The following is a 15324-nucleotide window of genomic DNA, read 5'->3' as shown; positions in this document are numbered from 1 at the left end:
ATCTACGTGGGCTACCACGTGGTGTGGACGGTCACGCCCGCGCTGCACACGCCGCTCATGGCGGTGACCAACGCCATCTCGGCCATCGTCATCGTGGGGGCCATGCTGGCCGCGGCGCTGACGGTCACGCCCCTGGGCAAGACCATGGGGGTGCTGGCCGTGGCGCTGGCGGCGGTCAACGTCTTCGGCGGCTTCCTGGTCACGCGCCGGATGCTGGAGATGTTCCGGAAGAAGGAGCGCAAGGCGCCCGCCGCGTCCGGCCCCGCTTCCACTGCCGCCAAGGGAGACGCCAAGTGAGCATGAACGTCGTCACGCTGCTCTACCTGGTGGCCAGCGTCTGCTTCATCCAGGCGCTCAAGGGCCTGTCCCATCCGACCACCTCGATCCGGGGCAACCTCTTCGGCATGAGCGGCATGGCCATCGCGGTGGTCACCACCGTCGCGCTCGTCCACGGCCAGGCCGCCATGCTGGGCGTGGGCTTCGCCAGCGGCATCGCCTGGGTGCTCGCCGCGCTGGTGGTCGGCGGCGGCGCGGGCGCTTTCATGGCCCACAAGGTCGAGATGACCAAGATGCCCGAGCTGGTGGCCTTCATGCACAGCATGATCGGCCTGGCGGCGGTGTTCATCGGCGTGGCGGCGGTGGCCGAGCCGTGGGCCTTCGGCATCACGCCCCCGCCCGTGGCGGCGGTGGCGGCCACGGCGACCACCACCGGCGCGGTGCTGGTCGACGGCGTGCTGCGCTACGCCATCCCCTACGGCAACCGGCTCGAGCTGTTCCTGGGCGCGGCCATCGGCGCGATCACCTTCAGCGGCTCGGTCATCGCCTTCGGCAAGCTCTCGGGGAAATACAAGTTCCGCCTGTTCCAGGGCGCGCCGGTGGCCTTCAAGGGCCAGCACCTGCTCAACCTCGTGCTGGGCCTCGCGACCGTGGCGCTGGGCCTGGTCTTCGTCGCGACCGAGAGCTGGGCGGCCTTCTTCGCCATGCTGGCATTGGCCTTCGTGATGGGCGTGCTCATCATCATCCCCATCGGCGGGGCGGACATGCCGGTGGTGGTGTCGATGCTCAACAGCTACTCGGGCTGGGCCGCCGCGGGCATCGGCTTCAGCCTGAACAACGCCATGCTCATCGTCGCGGGCTCGCTGGTGGGCAGCTCCGGGGCGATCCTGAGCTACATCATGTGCAAGGCGATGAACCGCAGCTTCTTCAACGTGATCCTGGGCGGCTTCGGCGGCGAGGCGGTCACGGCCGGCGCCGGCGGCGCGGCGGTGCAGCGCCCGGTCAAGAGCGGCAGCGCCGACGACGCGGCCTTCGTGCTGTCCAACGCCGAGACGGTGGTGATCGTGCCGGGCTACGGCCTGGCCGTGGCGCGCGCGCAGCACGCGGTCAAGGAGCTCGCGGCCAAGCTCACGGAGAAGGGCATCACGGTGAAGTACGCGATCCACCCGGTGGCCGGGCGCATGCCCGGGCACATGAACGTGCTGCTGGCCGAGGCCGAGGTGCCCTACGACCAGGTCTTCGAGATGGAGGACATCAACGGCGAGTTCGGCCAGGCCGACGTGGCGATCATCCTGGGCGCCAACGACGTGGTGAACCCGGCGGCCCACACCAAGGGCAGCGCGATCTACGGCATGCCCATCCTGGAGGCCTACAAGGCCAAGACCGTCATCGTCAACAAGCGCTCCATGGCCGCGGGCTACGCCGGCCTGGACAACGAGCTCTTCTACATGGACAAGACCCTGATGGTCTTCGGCGACGCCAAGAAGGTCGTCGAGGACATGGGCAAGGCCATCGAATGAACCGCACAGCCCCGAGGATCGCCGCTTCATGAACGACCGCCCCTGGCTCGCCAGCTATCCCCCCGGCGTGCCGGCCGACATCGACGTCGCCCGCTATGCGTCGTTGCCGGCCCTGATGGATGAAAGCTTCTCCGCGCACGCGGATCGAACCGCCTACAGCTTCATGGGCCGCGACGCCAGCTACGCCGAGGTCGACCGGCTGAGCCGTGCCTTCGCGGCCTACCTGCAGGGACTCGGCTTGGCACCGGGCGACCGCGTCGCCGTCATGATGCCCAACTGCACCCAGTACCCGATCGCCGTCGCGGCCATCCTGCGCGCCGGCCTGGTGCTGGTGAACGTGAATCCGCTCTACACCCCGCGCGAACTCGCCCATCAGCTCGAGGACAGCGGCGCCACGGCGATCGTGATCATGGAGAACTTCGCCGCCACGCTCGCGCAGTGCCTGGCCTCGACGCCCGTGAAGCACGTCGTGCGCTGCGCCATGGGCGACCGGCTCGGCCTGCTCAAGGGCGCGCTGGTCAACTTCGTGGTGCGCAGGGTGAAGAAGCTGGTGCCGGCCTACGACCTGCCGGGCGCGGTGCCCTTCAACGCGGCGCTCGAGCGGGGCGGACGCGCGGCGTTCCGGCCGGCCGACATCGGGCCCGACGACATCGCGGTGCTGCAGTACACCGGCGGCACCACCGGCGTCTCCAAGGGCGCGGTGCTACTGCATCGCAACGTGATCGCCAACGTGTTGCAGTCCGAGGCCTGGAACGAGCCGGTGATGGCGAAGGTGCCCGCCGGCGAGCAGTCCACCAGCGTCTGCGCGCTGCCGCTCTATCACATCTTCGCCTTCACGGTGAACATGATGCTGGGCCTGCGAACCGGCGGCAAGGTGATCCTGATTCCCAATCCGCGCGACCTCGCGGCCACGCTCAAGGAGCTGTCGAAGCACACCTTCCACAGCTTTCCGGCCGTCAACACGCTCTTCAACGGGCTGGCCAACCACCCGGACTTCGGCACCGTGGACTGGAAGCACCTGAAGGTGTCGGTCGGCGGCGGCATGGCGGTGCAGGGCGCGGTCGCCAGGCTGTGGCTGGAGAAGACCGGCTGCCCGATCTGCGAGGGCTACGGCCTGTCGGAAACGTCGCCGTCGGTGAGCTGCAACCCGACCACCAGCACGGCCTACACCGGCACCATCGGCGTGCCGCTGCCCGGCACCTGGATGACCCTGCTGGACGACGATGGCCGACCGTCGGCGCCCGGCGAGGCCGGGGAGATCGCGATCAAGGGACCGCAGGTGATGGCCGGCTACTGGCAGCGCCCCGACGAGACGGCCAAGGTCATGACGGCCGACGGCTGGTTCAAGTCGGGCGACATCGGCCGGGTCGACGAGCGCGGCTTCTTCCGCATCGTCGACCGCAAGAAGGACATGATCCTGGTCTCCGGGTTCAACGTCTATCCGAACGAGGTCGAGGACGTGGTCGCCCAGATGCCGGGCGTGCTCGAATGCGCCGCCGTCGGCATCGCCGACGAGAAGACGGGCGAGGCCGTCAAGCTGGTGATCGTCAGGAAGAGCGCGGACCTCACGGAGGCTCAGGTGCGCGCCTTCTGCAAGGAGCACCTCACCGGCTACAAGCGGCCCGCGCGCATCGAGTTCCGCACCGACATGCCCAAGACGCCGGTGGGCAAGATCCTGCGGCGCGAACTGCGCGACAAAGCCTGAGGACGCCGCGCGTCACCCACCCGACGCGTCGCGGTCTCCATGCCGGGGATACCGAGGAACCGGCTCCGCCGGTCCTCCGGTATCGCCCCCTGCAAGGGGGTTGACGAAGCGACACGCAGTGCGCGAAGACTGGGGGTGAGCCCTACTTCAACCAGCCGCGCCGGCGGAAGTACCACATTGGCCCCAGCGCGCTCGCCACCATCAGCGCGATCGCGTAGCCGTAGCCGTAGCTCCAGTCGAGCTCGGGCATGAACTTGAAGTTCATGCCGTAGACGCTCGCGATCAGCGTGGGCGGCAGCAGTGCCACGCTGGCCACCGAGAAGATCTTGATGGTCTTGTTCTGGTTGATGTTGATGAAGCCGACCGTCGCGTCCATCAGGAAGTTGATCTTGTCGAACAGGAACGCGGTGTGGTTGTCCAGCGACTCGATGTCGCGCAGGATCTGGCGCGCCTCCTCGAACTGGTCGGCGTTGAGCATGCGGCTGCGCATCATGAAGCTCACCGCGCGGCGCGTGTCCATCACGTTGCGGCGGATGCGTCCGTTCAGGTCCTCCTGCCGGGCGATGGCGCCCAGCACCTCGCCGGCGAGCTCGTCGCTGACGTTGCCGGCCAGCACCTTCTTGCCGACGACCTCCAGCTCGTCGTAGATGTTCTCCAGCGTGTCGGCCGAGTACTCGGCGTCGGCGTCGAGTAGCTTGAGCAGCACCTCCTTGGCGTCCTCGATGAGGCCCGGCGCGCGGCGCGCGCGCATGCGCAGCAGGCGGAACACCGGCACGTCCTCGTCGTGGATGGAGAACAGCACGCCTCGGCTGCGCAGCTCGGCGTTGTGCTGGTTCAGGATGAAGGCGACGCGCACCGAGCGCGGGTTCTCGTCGTCGTCGATCAGGAAGTCGCTGCGGATGTGCAGTTCGCCGTTGTCCTCCTCGTAGAAGCGCGCGGACTCCTCGATGTCCTCGTCCATCGCGTCCTCGGGGATGGACAGGCCGTAGTACTGCTTGATCCAGCGCTTCTCCTCGAGCGTCGGCGATTCGAGGTCGACCCAGATGGGCTGGAACTGCGACAGCTCCTCGAGCGCCTCGATCTCTTCCTGGACCAGGCGCCCGTTGGCGAGCGTGAAGATGTTGAGCATGGGCTCACTCCCGTGAAAATTCTGACGATGGGCGAGGGTGGGGGGCGCTTCCGATTCCCTCGCCGATGGCGTTCAGACGGGAGTCGAAAGCTGCCGAGACGGGTAGCTTTCCAAGTCGAAATCTCCGGTTGCAGCGACCCGCGATTATGGCATCGGGCCTCGGCATTTACCCGTAGACGCGGGCCGCCGGAAACGCCGTCCGCTCTGGATGGACATCCAGTAAAGTCGGGCCCGATGTCCACCATCGCGACCATCCCGGCCTCCGCGCCGTCCACGTCGACCGAGCGCCTCGCCGAGGCGCTCTCGACCCTCAACGACGCCCAGCGGGAGGCGGTCGAGCACGGCGTGGCGGCGGCTGGCGCGGTCGATGCCGACACGCGTCCGCTGCTGGTGATCGCCGGCGCCGGATCGGGCAAGACCAGCACCCTCGCGCATCGCGTCGCCGGCCTGATCGCCCGTGGCACCGACCCGCAGCGCATCCTGTTGCTGACCTTCTCGCGCCGCGCGGCGCAGGAGATGTCGCGTCGCGCCGGCCAGGTCGCAGCGCGGGTGCTGGGCCTGCGTGCCGACGCCGCGCCCGCGTTGCCGTGGGCGGGCACCTTCCACGGCATCGGCGCGCGGCTGCTGCGCGAGTACGCCGCGCGGATCGGCCTGGACGAGCATTTCACCATCCACGACCGCGGCGACGCCGAGGACCTGATGGGCCTGGTCCGGCACGACCTGGGCCTGTCGTCCACCACCCGGCGTTTCCCGCAGAAGGGCACCTGCCTGTCGATCTACTCGCGCACCGTCAACACCTGCATGCCGCTCGGCCGGGTGCTGGCGGAGGCGTTCCCGTGGTGCGCCGAATGGGAGGGCGAACTCAAGCGCCTCTTCGCCGCCTACGTCGATGCCAAGCAGCATCAGCGGGCTCTCGACTACGACGACCTGCTGCTGTACTGGGCCGGCATGGTGGCCGAGCCGGCGCTCGCCGCGCACATCGGCGCACGCTTCGACCACGTGCTGGTCGACGAGTACCAGGACACCAACCGCCTGCAGGCCTCGATCCTGCTCGGGCTCAAGCCCGACGGACGCGGCCTTACGGTGGTGGGCGACGACGCGCAGTCGATCTATTCGTTCCGCGGCGCGACGGTGCGCAACATCCTCGACTTCCCCGGGCAGTTCGCGCGCCCCTCACCCGAGGGATCGCAGCCGGTGGCGGCGCGCATCGTCACGCTGGAGCGCAACTACCGCTCGACGCAGCCGATCCTCGACGTCTCCAACGCCGTCATCGCCGCCGCCGCCGAGCGGCATGCCAAGACGCTGTGGACCGACAAGCCCTCGGCCGGCCGGCCTCAGCTCGTGCTGGTCCCCGACGAGGCTCAGCAGGCGCAGTGGGTGGCCGACCGCGTGCTGGCGCACCGCGAAGGCGGGCTGGCGCTGAAGTCGCAGGCCGTGCTGTTCCGCACCTCGTACCACAGCGCGGCGCTGGAACTGGAGCTGGCGCGGCGCAACATCCCGTTCGTCAAATACGGCGGGCTCAAGTTCCTGGAGGCGGCGCACGTCAAGGACCTGCTGGCCGTGCTGCGCTTCGCCCAGAACCCGCGCGGCCGCATGGCGGGATTCCGCGTCACCCAGCTCATCCCCGGCATCGGCCCGGCCACCTCGACGCGACTGCTCGACGCGATGGACGCCGCCGTCGATCCCGCCGACGCGGTGCGGGCGTTCGTGCCGCCTGCCAGCGCGAAGGTGGAATGGACGCGGTTCGCGCGGGCCTACGCCGCGCTGCGCCGGCCCGACCTGTCGTGGCCGGCCGACATGGACATCGCCCTGGGCTGGTACCTGCCGCATCTGGAACGCCTGCACGACGACGCCGCCATCCGGCGCGGCGACGTCGAGCAACTCGCCCGGCTCGCCGTCGGCTACGCCTCGCGCGAACGCTTCCTGACCGAACTCACGCTCGACCCGCCCGAGGCGACCAGCGACCGGCCCGGCCCGCCATCGCTCGACGAGGACTACCTCGTCCTGTCCACCATCCATTCGGCCAAGGGCCAGGAATGGACGTCGGTACACGTCCTCAACGCCGTCGACGGCTGCCTGCCCGCCGACGTGGCGCAGGGCGCGCACGAACTGGAGGAGGAGCGACGGCTGCTCTACGTGGCCATGACGCGGGCCCGGGACCATCTGCACGTCCTGGTGCCGCAGCGCTTCTACGTCACGCAGCAGGCGGTGCGCGGCGACCGCCACCTGTATGCCTCGCGCACCCGCTTCATCACCGAGGCCGATGCCGCCCGCTTCGAGCGCGTCACCTGGCCACCGCCGCCGCCACGCGGACCGGCCGTCCCGCCGCCGGCCGCCACCATCGACCTGCTCAGCCGCATGCGGGCCGCCTGGCGCTGACATCGGTTTCGAAAGCTCCGGGGAGGCCTTGCCTGCGGCAGGGTCGAAAGCGCTTCTTCAAGTTTTAATCTTTTTTCTTAATGTCTGTGGAGCACAGCATCCAGCAACACTGTCTTGCTATGCATTGGATAGCACCAGTGCTTCTGCTACAGCCTGTTTCCCGCGAACTGCCTCATGCAGGTTGCAATGCCCATGGGCCTTCGGCATAGTGAATCCGTCTTCCTCGATTCGCGTCTTTGTCCGACTCGACATGGACTCGCCACAGGTCCATCTTCACTTCAACGACCCATCGCCGCCGACTTCATTCCGCCGCATTTCGCATTCCAGCAATTCGTCTCCCCCTCTCTTTTTTCGCCGATCGACGTCTTCATTCCGGAGCGTCGGTCATTTTCCCAACCGTCAATTCCAGGAGGTCATTTCATGAATTTGACGATCAGCGGTCATCACCTCGACGTTTCTCCCGCCTTGCGCAATTACGTCACCACCAAGCTGGACCGGATCACCCGGCACTTCGACCAGGTGGTCGACGTGAAGGTGATCCTCACGGTGGAAAATCAGAAGGAAAAGGAGCGACGCCAGAAGGCGGAGTGCAACATCCACGTCAAGGGCAACGACATGTTCGCGGAATCGAGCCATGCTGATCTCTATGCCGCCGTCGATGATCTGGTCGACAAGCTCGACCGCCAGGTCGTGCGACACAAGGACCGTCTGCAGGATCACCATCACGAAGCGCCCAAGCGCGTGATGTAAGCGTCATTCGGGCAAATCCTCTTGCAGGCCACCTTCGGGTGGCCTTGGCTTTTTGGGATGCGGGTGCATAATCGCCCCCGCCCCGACATCACCATGAATCGCCTCGCGTCCATCCTGCCGCCCGCTCAAGTCCTCGTGAGCGTCGATGCCACGAGCAAGAAACGCGCTTTCGAGGAAGCGGGGCTGCTGTTCGAGAACCTCCACGGTCTCGCACGCGCCCTCATCACCGACAGCCTTTTCGCCCGCGAACGACTCGGCTCGACGGGTCTCGGTCACGGCGTCGCCATTCCCCACGGTCGCATCAAGGGTCTCAAGTCGCCGATGGCCTCGGTGTTCCGCCTGGCCGATCCCATCGGGTTCGATGCGCCGGACGAGCAGCCGGTCGTGCTGCTGATCTTCCTGCTCGTTCCCGAAGCCGCCACGCAGAAGCATCTGGAAATCCTCTCGGAGATCGCCGAACTGCTCAGCGATGCCGGTCTGCGCGAACAGATCAAGTCGAGCACCGACGCCCAGGCGCTTCATGCCCTGATCGCCGGCTGGCAGTCCGCCCAGGTCGCCTGAGTTCCACCTCGACGCACCGCGCATGAAACCGACGGTGATCAGCGCGGATGCGATGTTCGAGGAGTTCCGCGCCTCGTTGCGCTGGGAATGGCTCGCGGGTCTGGGTGCGTCGGAGCGCCAGTTCGACCCCGACGTCATCAGTCGCGCGCAGTCCGCCGCCGATCTGGTGGGCTACCTCAACTACATCCATCCCTACCGTGTCCAGATCCTCGGTACGCGCGAGGTCGCCTACCTGACCCGTGGCACCCAGGAGGATTGCGCCCGGCGCGTCGCCCGCATCGTGATGCTCGAGCCGCCGATGCTGGTGCTGGCCGACGGCCAGACCGCCCCCGACGAACTGCTCGCCATCTGCGAGCGGGCGCAGTTGCCGCTGTTCGCGACGCGCGAGAGTTCGGCGTTCGTCATCGATCTGCTGCGCGCCTACCTGTCCAAGCACTTCGCCGAGCGCACGTCGATGCACGGCGTGTTCATGGACATCCTGGGCCTGGGCGTGATGATCACCGGCGAATCGGGCCTGGGAAAGAGCGAACTGGGGCTGGAACTGATCTCGCGCGGCAACGGGCTGGTCGCGGACGACGCGATCGACCTGTTCCGCATCAACCAGAACACCATCGAGGGCCGCTGCCCCGAGTTGTTGCAGAACCTGCTGGAGGTGCGCGGCATCGGCCTGCTGGACATCCGCGCGATCTTCGGCGAGACGGCGGTGCGGCGGAAGATGCGCCTGAAGCTCATCGTGCACCTCGTGCGCCGCGACAGCTTCGAGCGCGACTACGAGCGCATGCCGGCGGCGCCGTTGACGCAGGACGTGCTGGGCATCCCGGTGCGCAAGGTCATCATCCAGGTGGTCGCCGGGCGCAACATCGCGGTGCTGGTGGAGGCCGCGGTGCGCAATTCGATCCTGCAGCTGCGCGGCATCGACACCTATGCCGACTTCGTCGCCCGCCACCAGCGCGCCATGGAAAGCAGCGCCGACAACTGAAGTCCCGACATCGCACCGAGGCGGGCGGACCTCAGCGCTTGCCGGCGCAGTCGGCGCACAGGCCGTAGAGCGACATCGCGTGGTCCTGGAGGATCCAGCCCTTGTCCTGGGCGACGAGCTGCTGGCGGCGCTCGATCTCCGCGTCGTAGAACTCCTCGACCTTGCCGCAGGACGTGCAGATCAGGTGGTCGTGGTGCGAGCCCTCGTTGAGTTCATAGACGGCCTTGCCGCTCTCGAAATGACTGCGCTCCAGGATGCCGGCCTGTTCGAACTGCGTCAGCACGCGATAGACGGTGGCCAAGCCGATGTCCGAGTGCTCGTTGAGCAGCACGCGGAAGACATCTTCCGCGGTCATGTGCCGCTGGCTCGTGGTCTGGAAGATCTGGAGGATCTTCAGTCGGGGCAGCGTGGCCTTCAGGCCCGTGCTCTTGAGTTCGTCGATGTTGCCCATGGTCTTTTCCTGCGCCTGCCCTGCAGGGATGAGCCTCCGAAGGGCAGCCGTTACAATCGTCCGATCATATCGTTCCATCCTCTTTTCATGCTTGTCAATCTCCAAAGCCGCCTGTGGCCGATGGTCGCTGCCGCGGGCGTGAGCTTGTCGCTGGGCGCCTGCAGCAGCGTCACCGAGCGCACCCGGGGCGCCCTGGTCGCCGTGACGCCCTACAAGGTCGAGGTGGTGCAGGGCAATTTCGTCTCCAGCGAGCAGGTCGCGCTGCTTAAGCCCGGACAGTCGCGCCAGCAGGTGCGCGAGATCCTGGGCACCTCGCTGCTGACCGACGTGTTCCATTCCGACCGGTGGGATTACGTCTTCACCATCCGGCGTCAGGGCGTCGAGCCGCAGCAGCGCCGCTTGACGCTGTTCTTCAAGGGCGAACTGCTCGACCGCTTCCAGGGCGACGAGATGCCGAGCGAACAGGACTTCGTCGCCAAGCTCGACACCCGCCGCCGCACGGGCCGGGTGCCGGTGCTCGAGGCCTCCGAGGCGCAGCTCGACAAGGTGGCGCCCGCCAAGGCCACGCCCTCGTCCGATGCCGTGCCCGCACCGTTGCCTCCGTTGCCCGCCAGCTATCCGCCGCTGGAGCGCTGAGTTTCAGGGCGACGCTCGACGTTCCGTCGCGGCGCCGTCGCCCCAGCATGCCGAAGCCGGCGTCGAGCCGGTACCGGCCCCGTCGAATCGTTGAAGGCCTCTTCCCGTGACCGCATCCCTCGCTTCCTCTTCCGCTCCTTCGTCGTCCACCGACGCGCCGCATCGCATCGCGATCGCCGGAGCCTCCGGCCGCATGGGCCGCATGCTGATCGAGGCCGTGCGCGACGCGTCGGACTGCGCCTTGGCGGGTGCCCTGGACATGCCTGGCAGCCCCACGATCGGCAGCGACGCCGGCGCCTTCCTGGGCTTCGACAGCGGCGTGACGATCGCCGCCGACCTGCGCGCCGGTCTGCAGGGCGCGCAGGTGCTGATCGACTTCACGCGCCCCGAGGGCACGCTCGCCCATCTGGCCGTGTGCCGCGAACTGGGCGTGCAGGCGGTCATCGGCACCACCGGCTTCAGCGAGGCGCAGAAGGCCGAGATCGCCGACATCGCCCGCGACATCGCCATCGTGATGGCGCCCAACATGAGCGTGGGCGTGAACGTGACCCTCAAGCTGCTGGAGATGGCGGCCAAGGCGCTTTCCACCGGCTACGACATCGAGATCATCGAGGCGCACCATCGGCACAAGGTCGATGCGCCCTCGGGCACCGCCCTGAAGATGGGCGAAGTGATCGCCGAGGCGCTCGGACGCGACCTCAAGGACTGCGCCGTCTACGCCCGCGAAGGCGTGACCGGCGAGCGCGATCCGTCGTCGATCGGTTTTTCCGCCATCCGTGGCGGCGACATCGTCGGCGACCACACGGTGCTCTTCGCCGGCACCGGCGAGCGCATCGAGATCACCCACAAGTCGGCGAGCCGGACGACCTATGCGCAGGGCAGCCTGCGCGCGGTGCGCTTCCTGGCGACGCGGAAGGCCGGCCTGTTCGACATGTTCGACGTCCTGGGCCTGCGCTGAAGGGCGCCCGGCCGTGACCGTGCTGCAGCTGCTGGGCCATGGCGACGGCGTCAGCCGCGCGGTGGCGGTGCTGCTGCTGGCGATGTCGGTGGCCAGCTGGGTGACGATCCTCTGGAAGGCCTGGCTGCTGCGCGGCGGCACCCACAGGGTGCTGCGCAGCATCGCGGCGTTCTGGCAGGCTCCCACGCTTGCCGATGCCGAGCGCGATCTGGCGGCGTTCGACGCCCGGGGCTGGATCGCGCCGACGGTGGCGGCGCTCCAGGCGTTCGCCGCGCGGGCGCGGCGGTCGCGCGACGACGAAGGAGCGCAGAACCTGGGCACGGCCGGCGGTCACGATCCGCGCCTCACGCGCGCCTTGCGCGATGCGCTCCACACGGTCCTGCGCCGTCTGCAGGGCGGACAGATCCTGCTGGCGACGGTCGGGGCCACGGCGCCTTTCGTCGGCCTGCTCGGCACGGTCTGGGGCATCCACGGCGCCCTGGCGGGCCTGTCCGGTGCCGCCGGTGGCGGCATCACCATCGACCGCGTGGCCGGTCCGGTGGGCGAGGCGCTGGTCATGACCGCGCTCGGCCTGGCGGTCGCCCTGCCGGCCGTGCTGGCCTACAACGTGTTCGGTCGCGTCATCGGCCGCATCGAGGCCGAGCTCGAGGGTTTCGCGCACGACCTGCTGGGCGTCTTCGGCGAGCCGCGCCCGGCGGCGGCGCCACTGCCGCCGGCGCGGCCCATGCCCGTCTGATGGCCTTCGGTCGCAGCCTCATGGCCGGCGGTCCCGCATCGGGAGGAGGCGGTGGCCGCGCGACCGGCGCGGGCGGCCAGCGTCCGCTCTCCGACATCAACGTGACGCCGCTGGTCGACGTGATGCTGGTGCTGGTCGTGATCTTCATCGTCACCGCGCCCCTGATGGCCAGCACCATCCGCGTCGACCTGCCGCGCGCCGACGCCGGCCGCGCCGCGTCCAACGCCCAGCCGTCCTGGCCCGCGCGCCTGTCGGTGAACGCCCAGGGCGCCTTGTTCCTCGACGACCAGCCGGTCGACGAAGCCGCCCTGGCCACGCGCCTGACGGCCCTCGCCGCCGCCGCGCCCGACACCGAGGTCCAGCTACGCGCCGACCGCACCGTCCCCTACGGCCGCATCGTCGAACTCATGGCCCTCGCCGGCCGCGCCGGCCTCACCCGCATCGGGTTCGTCGCCGATACGCCTGCTCCCGCCCCGTCCCGCTGACCGCGCCGAGCGGCCTGCGCCGCCCCCGACATCGACAGACCGCTTTCACCGGGGCCTCTGGTGTGGGGAGAGACCCTGCCACGCGAAGCGCGCGAGCCTGGGGGTGAGCCAACGATCGAGGAACCGGCTTCGCCGGGCTTCCGGTGTCGCCCCCTGGAAGGGGGTTGGCGAAGCGACACGCAGTGCGCGAAGACTGGGGGTCAGTTCAGTGTGACGGGCTTGGTCCGCCAGATCTCGTGCGCGTACTGCGCGATGGTGCGGTCCGACGAGAACGCGCCCATGCCCGCGACGTTCAGGATCGCCATGCGCGTCCAGGCGTCGGCGTCGCGGTAGAGCGCGTCGACCTTGGCCTGCATCGCCACGTAGCTCGCATAGTCCGCCAGCAGCAGGTACTGGTCGCCCCAGTTCACCAGCGTGTCGAAGATGCCCTGGTAGCGCGCGGGCTCGCCCGGCGAGAAGGCGCCGTCGCGGATGGAATCGAGCACGTCCTTGAGCTCGGGGTTCGACTCGTAGAAGTGGCGCGGCTGGTAGCCCTGGGCGCGGATGTCGGCCACCTGCGGCGTGGTGTTGCCGAAGATGAAGATGTTCTCGTCGCCGACGTTCTCCTTCATCTCGACGTTCGCGCCGTCGAGCGTGCCGATGGTCAGCGCGCCGTTGAGCGCGAACTTCATGTTGCCGGTGCCCGAGGCCTCGGTGCCGGCGGTGGAGATCTGCTCGGAGAGGTCGGCCGCCGGCATGATGATCTCGGCCAGGCTGACGCTGTAGTTGGGCAGGAACACCACCTTGAGCAGCTTGCCCACGCGCGGATCGTTGTTGACCACGGCGGCGACGTCGTTGATGAGCCGGATCACCAGCTTGGCCGCGTGGTAGGCCGAGGCCGCCTTGCCTGCGAACACCACCACGCGCGGCACCACGTCGGCCGGCTGGCCGGCGTCGTGGGCGGCGACGATGCGGCGGTAGCGCGCGACGACGTGCAGCACGTTCAGGAGCTGGCGCTTGTACTCGTGGATGCGCTTGACCTGGACGTCGAACATGGCGTCGGTATCGATCACGAGGCCCATGTGCTGCTCGATCCAGTTGGCCAGGCGCAGCTTGTTCTCGCGCTTGGCATGGCGGAAGGCGCGGATGAAGGGCGCCTGCTGGGCCATCGGGCGCAGGGCCTGCAGCTGCGTGAGGTCGCGCCGCCAGCCGCGGCCGATGCGCTGGTCGAGCAGGGCGGCCAGCGGCGGGTTGGCCTGCGCCAGCCAGCGCCGGGGCGTGACGCCGTTGGTCTTGTTGTTGAAGCGCTCGGGAAACAGCCGGTAGAAGTCCGCGAAGATCGACTGCGTCATGAGTTCCGAGTGCAGCCCGGAGACGCCGTTGATCGAGTGGCTCGCCAGCACCGCCACGTAGGCCATGCGCACGCGGCGCTCGCCGGTCTCGTCGATCAGCGACAGGCGCCGCAGCAGTTCGACGTCGTTGCCCAGCTTCTCGGTCACGGAGCCGAGGAAGCGCGAGTTCAGGTCGTAGAGGATCTGCAGGTGGCGCGGCAGGATGCGGCCCATCATCTCCACCGGCCAGGTCTCCAGCGCCTCGTGCATGAGGGTGTGGTTGGTGTAGCTGAAGACCTTCTGCGTCTGCGCCCAGGCGGCGTCCCAGTCGAGGCCGTGCTCGTCGAGCAGCAGGCGCATGAGCTCGGGCACCGCCAGCACGGGGTGGGTGTCGTTCAGGTGGATGCTGACCTGGTCGGACAGGGCGTCGAAGGTGTCGTGGTTGCGCAGGTAGCGGCGCAGCAGGTCCTGCACGCTGGCGCTGACGAAGAAGTACTCCTGGTGCAGGCGCAGCTCGCGCCCCGACGGCGTGGAGTCGTCCGGGTAGAGCACGCGCGAGACGTTTTCCGAGTGGTTCTTGCTCTCCACCGCCTGCATGTAGTTGCCGCGGTTGAAGGCCGACAGGTCGATCTCCTCGGTCGCGCGCGCCGACCACAGGCGCAGCGTGTTGGTCGCCTGCGTGCCGTAGCCCGGGATGATGGTGTCGTAGGCCATGGCCAGCACGTCGTGCGTGTCGACCCAGTCGGCCGCGCCGAAGGGCTCGCTCTGCGAGCTCGGCGGCTGGCCCTCGCGCTGGGGACCGGCGCGGCGTTGCACGCGGCCGCCGAAGCGCACGCGGTAGGTGACCTCGGGCCGCTGGAACTCCCAGGGGTTGCCGCGCGTGAGCCAGTAGTCGGGCGTCTCGACCTGCTGGCCGTCGACGATCTTCTGACGGAACATGCCGTACTCGTAGCGGATGCCGTAGCCGAAGCCCGGCACGCCCAGGGTGGCCATCGAATCCAGGAAGCAGGCCGCGAGCCGGCCCAGGCCGCCGTTGCCCAGGGCCGCGTCGGGCTCGCGCTCGGCCAGCTCCGCCATGTCGACGCCGAAGTCGGCCAATGCCTGCTTCACCGTGGCCTGCAGGTCGAGCGCCAGCAGGGCGTTGGTGAAGGTGCGCCCGATGAGGAATTCCATCGACAGGTAGTAGACCCGCTTGAGCTCCTGGTCGTAGCTCGCCCGCGTGGTCGCCATCCAGCGCTCGACCAGCTGGTCGCGCACGGCCAGCGCGGTGGCGTTGAGCCAGTCGTCGGGGCTGGCGGTCACGGGGTCCTTGCCGACCGCGTAGATGAGCTTGTTCGCCACGGCGCGCTTGAAGGCGGCGACGTCACGGTCGGGATGGTCGTAGGCGAAGTCTTTGATCGTCATGGAGGAGGACTCGTCGTTGGGAAGGTCGGGGTCGGTATGTTGAGG

At 68.4% G+C, this 15324-nt stretch carries 14 protein-coding genes; 11 read left to right on the top strand and 3 right to left on the bottom strand.

What is annotated here, in order from left to right; all coding sequences use genetic code 11:
* The 3 genes from ABID77_RS10395 to ABID77_RS10385 form a co-directional block, all read left to right on the top strand.
* A partial coding sequence (locus ABID77_RS10395; protein WP_429594727.1) for an NAD(P) transhydrogenase subunit alpha occupies positions 1-297 on the top strand: 297 nt, incomplete at its 5' end.
* A complete protein-coding gene (locus ABID77_RS10390) occupies positions 294-1796 on the top strand; it encodes an NAD(P)(+) transhydrogenase (Re/Si-specific) subunit beta (RefSeq protein ID WP_429594724.1) in 1503 nt (500 codons plus the stop codon). The genes ABID77_RS10395 and ABID77_RS10390, both read left to right, overlap by 4 nt.
* Positions 1797-1824: 28 nt before the next feature.
* The gene (locus ABID77_RS10385) at positions 1825-3501 is read left to right on the top strand and encodes a long-chain-fatty-acid--CoA ligase (RefSeq protein WP_429594721.1); all 1677 of its coding nucleotides are present in this window, start codon (positions 1825-1827) and stop codon (positions 3499-3501) included.
* Positions 3502-3643: 142 nt separating this feature from the next.
* On the opposite strand, the gene corA is transcribed toward ABID77_RS10385, so the two are convergent.
* Positions 3644-4630: a magnesium/cobalt transporter CorA gene (gene corA, locus ABID77_RS10380; protein WP_429594718.1), complete on the bottom strand. Its 987-nt coding sequence runs from the start codon at positions 4628-4630 to the stop codon at positions 3644-3646.
* Positions 4631-4864: 234 nt separating this feature from the next.
* On the opposite strand from corA, the gene ABID77_RS10375 reads away from it, so the two are divergent.
* The 4 genes from ABID77_RS10375 (at position 4865) to hprK (ending at position 9299) form a co-directional block, all read left to right on the top strand.
* Positions 4865-7009, top strand: coding sequence for an ATP-dependent helicase (locus ABID77_RS10375; RefSeq protein ID WP_429594715.1), 2145 nt, complete (start codon positions 4865-4867; stop codon positions 7007-7009).
* Positions 7010-7429: 420 nt separating this feature from the next.
* Positions 7430-7759 (top strand): ribosome hibernation-promoting factor, HPF/YfiA family, encoded by a 330-nt coding sequence (gene hpf / locus ABID77_RS10370; protein WP_429594712.1) that lies wholly within the window; start codon positions 7430-7432, stop codon positions 7757-7759.
* Positions 7760-7852: 93 nt separating this feature from the next.
* Positions 7853-8320 carry a PTS sugar transporter subunit IIA gene (locus ABID77_RS10365; RefSeq protein ID WP_429594709.1) on the top strand — a complete coding sequence of 156 codons (468 nt, stop codon included), beginning with the start codon at positions 7853-7855 and terminating at the stop codon, positions 8318-8320.
* 22 nt (positions 8321-8342) lie between these two features.
* Positions 8343-9299, top strand: a complete 957-nt coding sequence (gene hprK / locus ABID77_RS10360; protein ID WP_429594706.1) for an HPr(Ser) kinase/phosphatase — start codon at positions 8343-8345, stop codon at positions 9297-9299.
* A 31-nt stretch (positions 9300-9330) separates the two neighbouring features.
* Here the strand turns inward: hprK and fur are convergent, their stop codons facing one another.
* Positions 9331-9750 carry a ferric iron uptake transcriptional regulator gene (gene fur / locus ABID77_RS10355; protein ID WP_429594703.1) on the bottom strand — a complete coding sequence of 140 codons (420 nt, stop codon included), beginning with the start codon at positions 9748-9750 and terminating at the stop codon, positions 9331-9333.
* A gap of 87 nt (positions 9751-9837) precedes the next feature.
* On the opposite strand from fur, the gene ABID77_RS10350 reads away from it, so the two are divergent.
* The 4 genes from ABID77_RS10350 to ABID77_RS10335 all read left to right on the top strand — a co-directional run bounded on the left by ABID77_RS10350 (position 9838) and on the right by ABID77_RS10335 (position 12565).
* Positions 9838-10386: an outer membrane protein assembly factor BamE gene (locus ABID77_RS10350; protein ID WP_429594700.1), complete on the top strand. Its 549-nt coding sequence runs from the start codon at positions 9838-9840 to the stop codon at positions 10384-10386.
* Between the two features lie 106 nt (positions 10387-10492).
* Positions 10493-11344, top strand: coding sequence for a 4-hydroxy-tetrahydrodipicolinate reductase (gene dapB / locus ABID77_RS10345; RefSeq protein ID WP_429594698.1), 852 nt, complete (start codon positions 10493-10495; stop codon positions 11342-11344).
* A gap of 13 nt (positions 11345-11357) precedes the next feature.
* Entirely contained in the window at positions 11358-12080 is a 723-nt protein-coding gene (locus tag ABID77_RS10340) for a MotA/TolQ/ExbB proton channel family protein (RefSeq protein ID WP_429594695.1), read from the top strand.
* Entirely contained in the window at positions 12080-12565 is a 486-nt protein-coding gene (locus ABID77_RS10335; protein ID WP_429594692.1) for a biopolymer transporter ExbD, read from the top strand. The genes ABID77_RS10340 and ABID77_RS10335 overlap by 1 nt, the downstream gene beginning before the upstream one ends.
* Before the next feature lie 200 nt (positions 12566-12765).
* Here ABID77_RS10335 and ABID77_RS10330 read toward each other — a convergent pair whose 3' ends face one another.
* A complete protein-coding gene (locus tag ABID77_RS10330; RefSeq protein WP_429594689.1) occupies positions 12766-15279 on the bottom strand; it encodes a glycogen/starch/alpha-glucan phosphorylase in 2514 nt (837 codons plus the stop codon).
* Positions 15280-15324: the final 45 nt, after the last annotated feature.

It is taken from the genome of Variovorax sp. PvP013 (genome assembly GCF_050435945.1).
Taxonomy (GTDB): Bacteria; Pseudomonadota; Gammaproteobacteria; order Burkholderiales; family Burkholderiaceae_C; genus Variovorax.
Note: the sequence above shows the minus strand (reverse complement) of the source record. Positions and strands in the feature narration are given on the sequence as shown.